Origin of the sequence: Aquabacterium sp. UBA2148 (assembly GCF_002328915.1) — a bacterium.
Taxonomy (GTDB): Bacteria; Pseudomonadota; Gammaproteobacteria; order Burkholderiales; family Burkholderiaceae_C; genus Aquabacterium; species Aquabacterium parvum.
Genome location: NZ_DCXA01000180.1, coordinates 22,205 through 26,094, shown reverse-complemented (window position 1 = coordinate 26,094; position 3,890 = coordinate 22,205). Strand labels below are relative to the sequence as shown.

The window sequence follows — 3,890 nt, the reverse complement described above, 5'->3', positions numbered from 1 at the left end:
CCGCGTGCTCGACCTCGCTGGTGGCCGTGGCCCAGGCCTGGCATGCGCTGGCACAAGGGCAGTGCGACATCGCCTTGGCCGGCGGCGCGACGGTGATCGTGCCCCAGCTGGGCGGCTACCTGCACGTCGAAGGTGGCATGGAGTCCGCTGATGGCCGTTGCCGCCCCTTCGATGCCCAGGCCTCGGGCACGGTGTTCGGCAGTGGCGGTGGCGTGGTCGTGCTCAAGCGGCTGTCGCAAGCCCTGGCCGATGGCGACACCATCTACGGCGTCGTCGAAGGCGTGGGCCTGAACAACGATGGCGGCGACAAGGCCAGCTTCACCGCGCCCAGCGTCAGCGGCCAGGCCCAGGCCATCCGCATGGCGCTGGAGCACGCCCAGGTCAACGCGCGCAGCATCGGCTACGTCGAGGCCCACGGCACCGGCACGGCGCTGGGCGACCCCATTGAGGTGGCAGCCCTGTCGCGCGCCTGGTCGCAGGACACGCGCGACACGGGCTTTTGCACCCTGGGCTCGGTCAAGGGGCACGTCGGGCACCTGGTGGCCGCGGCCGGCGTCATCGGCCTGATCAAGGCCACGCTGTCGCTGCACCATGGCCGCATCCCCGGTACGCTGCACTTCGACCAGCCCAACCCGCAGATCGACTTCGCGCACTCACCCTTCCAGGTCTCGGCCCAGGCGCTGGCGTGGCCCCGTGGCGAAGCACCTCGCCGCGCGGCCGTGAGTTCGTTCGGCGTCGGCGGCACCAATGCACACGTGATCGTTGCCGAGGCGCCTGCCAGCGCCCAGCAAAAACTGCCCGATGCCCCCGGCCTGCAACTGCTGCCGATTTCGGCGAAGCACCCCGAAGCCTTGCTGCAACGTGCCAGGGACCTGGCCGACCACCTAGAGCGTCACCCCGATCTGCCGCTGGCCGCCGTGTCCGCCACGCTGATGCGCGGTCGCCAGGCGATGACTCAGCGGCAGTGCGTCGTGGCCGAGCACCGCGACGAAGCCATCGCCGCGCTGCGCGCAATTGCCCAAGGCCAGCCCGCGCAACGCGGTGGCCGCATCGTCTTTGCCTTCCCGGGCCAGGGCTCTCAGCACCCCGGCATGGCGCGCGAACTGGTCACACAGTTCCCGGCTTTCCAACATGCTTTCGACGAGGTGCTGGCCGCTACGCCCCACGAGCTGGCCGCCACGCTGCGTCGCCTGCTGGTCGAGTCCTCCCCCACCGACGAAGCGGCAGCCGCCGAACTGGCCGAAACGCGCCTGGCCCAGCCGGCGCTGTTCGCCGTGTCGCACGCCATGGGCGCCTGGCTCAACAGTCTTGCCATCCGCCCGCACGCGCTGATCGGCCACAGCATCGGCGAATACGCCGCCGCCTGCTTCGCCGGTGTCATGACCCCGCAAGACGCCATTCGCGCCGTGATCGAGCGCGGCGAAGCCATGTTCGTGCAGCCGGCCGGCGCCATGCTGGCCGTGCGAAGTGGCCTGGCAGCCTTGCAACCGCTGCCTGCCAACATCGACGTGGCCGCGCTCAATGCTCCCGAGCTCACGGTGCTGGCCGGCCTGCACGCCGACATCGACGCGCTGGCCACAACGCTGGAACAACGAGGCATCGCCGTCACGCGACTGAAGGTGTCCCACGCCTTCCACAGCGCCTCGATGGAGGGCGCCCTGCCCCGCGTGCAAGCGGCCCTGGCGCGCGCCAAGCTGTCGGCGCCGAAGCTGACCACCTATTCCTGCGTGAGCGGAGCCCCCCTCAGCACTGAGCAAGCCACCGACCCGGCCTACTGGGCCTCGCAGGTGCGCGCGCCCGTCGCCTTCAGCCAGGCCGTGCAGGCCGAGCAAGCCTTGGGCGACGTCACCTTCATCGAGGTCGGCCCGGGCCAGGCGCTGACCGCGCTCATCCGCCAGCACCGCATCCAGGGTGCATTGCCCAAGGTCATGCCCTTGCTGAGCAACGCGCAAGCCGCCCTGCCACCCGCACGCCATGCCCTGCAGGCGCTGGGCCAGCTCTGGTGCCTGGGCCTGTCACCTGCCTGGCCGCTGCCCGCGCGCACCCCGCGTGTGGCGCTGCCCACCTACCCATTCCGCCGCGAGGTGCATTGGTTCAAGCGCCGCACAGCCGTGCCCGCACCGATCGCTTCCGAGCCCACCGTTTCCAGCCTCACTGCCACGACCACCATGAATCGACTGCCCCGCATCGAGCAAGAAATCGTCCGCATCCTCGCCGATGTGGCCGGCCTGCCGCCAGAAGCGACTGACCGCAGCGCCACCTTCGTGGACCAGGGGCTGGACTCGCTATCGCTGACCCAGGCAACCCTGGCCTTCGAGCAGACCTTCGGCATCCGGCTGCGTTTCCGTCGCCTGCTGGAAGACCTCGACACGCTGCCCAAACTGGCGGCTTTCTTCGATGGCGAGTTGCCGGCCGAACGATTTGCCGAGCCCCCTCCCGCGGCAACCGAGTCATGCTCGCAAGCTTCGCCCCAGGCGCCCTCGGCCACCGTGACACAGGCGGTTGCCCTGCCCCCGCTGCCACCAGCGGTGGCTGCCAGCAGCGGCCTGCAAGCCCTCATCCAGCAGCAAATGGCATTGATGCAGCAGCAACTGGCGCTGCTGACAGGGCAGCCCTTGCAGGTTGCGCAGACCGCTCAGGTTGCCGTCAAGGCACAGACCGAGGTCGCGCTAGCACCAGCCACCCCATCGCAAGCCGCGCCAAGCGCCACCTCCACCGACGCGCAGCCGAGCAAGAACACCCTCGTCGAGAAGCCATTCGGCGCCTCGGCCCGCATCGTGCTGACAGCCCAGAACGAATACACGCCGGCACAGCAGCAGTGGATCGACGATTTCATCCGCCAGTACAACGCCCGCACCGGCAGCTCCAAGTCCTTCAGTCAAAAACACCGCAAGGTGATGGCCGACCCGCGCGTGGTCACGGGCTTCAACCCGCAGTGGAAAGACCTGGTCTACCCCATCGTGGCAGACCGGTCCGAAGGCGCGCGCATCTGGGACATTGATGGCAACGAGTACATCGACCTGCTCTCGTGTTTCGGCGCCAACTTCCTGGGCTACAAGCGCGAAGACGTCACCCAGGCCATGATCGACCAGCTGCACAAGGGCATCGAGGTCGGCCCGCAGCACCCGCTGGCAGCGGATGTCGCGCAGTTGATCTCCGAGTTCACTGGCATGGAGCGCGTGGCTTTCTGCAACACCGGCTCGGAAGCCGTGATGGGCGCCATGCGCATCGCGCGCACTGTGACGGGCCGCAAGAAGATCGCCATCTTCAACAACAGCTACCACGGCATCTTCGACGAGGTCATCGTGCGCGGCACCAAGCAGCTGCGTTCGCTGTCGGCCGCGCCAGGCATCCTGGCCAACGCGGTCGAAAACATCCTGGTGCTTGACTACGACAGCCCCGAGTCGCTGGAGGTGCTGCGCAAGTGCGCTCACGAACTGGCGGCCATCATGATCGAGCCGATCCAGAACAAGTACCCGACCCTGCAGCCCACGGCCTTCGTGCAGCAATTGCGCGAAATCGCCACCAAGGGCGGCGCTGCGCTGATCTTCGACGAGGTGGTCACGGGCTTCCGCGTGGCCCCCGGTGGCGCGCAAGAGTTCTACGGCGTGCGCGCCGACATCGCCACCTACGGCAAGATCATCGGCGGCGGCCTGCCTTTCGCGGCCATCGCGGGCAACAGCCTGTGGCTCGATGCGCTCGACGGCGGCCAATGGCGGTACGGCGACGACTCCTACCCCGAAGCAGGCGTCACCTACTTCGCCGGCACCTTCGTGCGCCACCCGCTGGCGCTGGCCGCGGCCCACGCTTCGCTGTTGCACATCAAGCGCAGCGGGCGCTCCCTGTACCAGACCATCAACTCGCGCACGCAGCGCATGGTCGACCGCATC

Annotated in this window: 1 protein-coding gene; it reads left to right on the top strand. The window is 68.5% G+C overall.

Annotated features, from left to right (window positions below; all coding sequences use genetic code 11):
* Window positions 1-3,890 (top strand): aminotransferase class III-fold pyridoxal phosphate-dependent enzyme (locus tag B2W70_RS10120; RefSeq protein WP_286745407.1); only part of this gene is annotated, 3,890 nt, incomplete at both ends.